This window comes from Limnochorda sp., assembly GCF_047459355.1.
Lineage (GTDB): Bacteria > Bacillota > Limnochordia > Limnochordales > Limnochordaceae > Limnochorda.
On record NZ_VSCV01000102.1, the window covers coordinates 1 to 1,257 of the forward strand.

The following is a 1,257-nucleotide window of genomic DNA, read 5'->3' on the forward strand; positions in this document are numbered from 1 at the left end:
TTCCCCGGAGACTTCGGGCCGTACTGGGTCATCGACAACACCCCGATGTCCGACTACCAGACCTTCTTCCCGCTGGCCATCCTCTTCCAGAAGATGCGGGAGCACAACCGGACCAAGCTCCTCCACCTGCAGGCCAGCAAGACCAACGCCACCATCTCCCAGGTCTACATCAACCTGGGCGTCCTGCAGGCCTGGACCCGCTACCCGGAGATGCAGGTCCTCGGCCACCAGTGGGCTGAGTGGAACTACGAGGGTGGCCGCGGGGCGGCGGAGGCGGCCCTCGCTGTCCGGCAGGACTATGAGGGTCTGTGGGGCGCCAACGACTCGGTGACCACCGGCGCGGTGCGGGCCTTTGAGGACCGGGGGATTCAGATCGGCCCGTGGGCCGCATCCCGAGACATGGAGCTGACCACCGCCCAGGAGATCCTGGATGGGAACTTCCTGGTGACGGCCGGCTTCGCGATCCCCTACTTCGGCGGGCGGCTGGTCCCGATGCTCTACGACATGGCTGTCGGTGCCTGGTATCCCAAGGAAGAGGAGATGATCCAGACCGGCACCATCGACGTCTACGGCGCGCCGGGCGAGGTGGAGCGTCTCGTCAAGAACGCGGGCCTCGACCAGCACCCGAACCTGCGCATCGGGCCGCTGAAGGAGAACATGGAACAGATCCTCATGGAGATGAAGAAGCCGAACCCGCAGTATCCGTACGACTTCCGCTTGATGTCGTACCAGAAGACCAAGGAGCTCGGGAAGGCTTACGACCGGCACGCTGGCGCGGGCACGGAGCTCGGCTCGCACGACTTCCTCTACCCGGCGCGGTTGGAGAAGTTCGGGAGCCTCGCGGCGTTCAAGGCCTTTGTGCAGGGCCTCTACGACTACTTCCTGGACTTCAGCATCGACACCTGGGATCAGGCGGAGCGGTTCATCGCGAGCCTGCCGCCGGAGGTCAAGATCGAGCCGATCTGGTCCTAAGCCAGCGACGTTCTGGAGTGCATGGGCATCGCTCGGGGGCCAATCTTTTGGCCCCCGAGCACCTGGCTGATACGTTGGGGGGTACATAGAGCTTGGTCGCGCCCGAGCGGAGTAACGGTCTGGCTGCTGGCCCCGTCCTGGAGGCGCGGAACGTCAGCAAGACCTTCGACGGAACCATCCGCGCCCTGCAAAACGTGAGTGTGACCATCAACGAGGGCGAGATCGTCGGGGTGCTGGGCGAAAATGGCGCCGGCAAGTCCACCCTGATGAAGATCCTGGGCGGGG

The 1,257-nt window shown here is 64.7% G+C and carries 2 protein-coding genes; both read left to right on the top strand.

Translation table 11 applies throughout. The annotated features are described in order from the left end of the window. Positions 1–972: sugar ABC transporter substrate-binding protein (locus tag FWJ67_RS11160; protein ID WP_414482862.1), on the top strand; the 972-nt coding region annotated here is incomplete at its 5' end. 92 nt (positions 973–1,064) lie between these two features. Next, on the top strand, positions 1,065–1,257 hold a 193-nt coding region (locus FWJ67_RS11165; protein ID WP_414482863.1), incomplete at its 3' end, for an ATP-binding cassette domain-containing protein.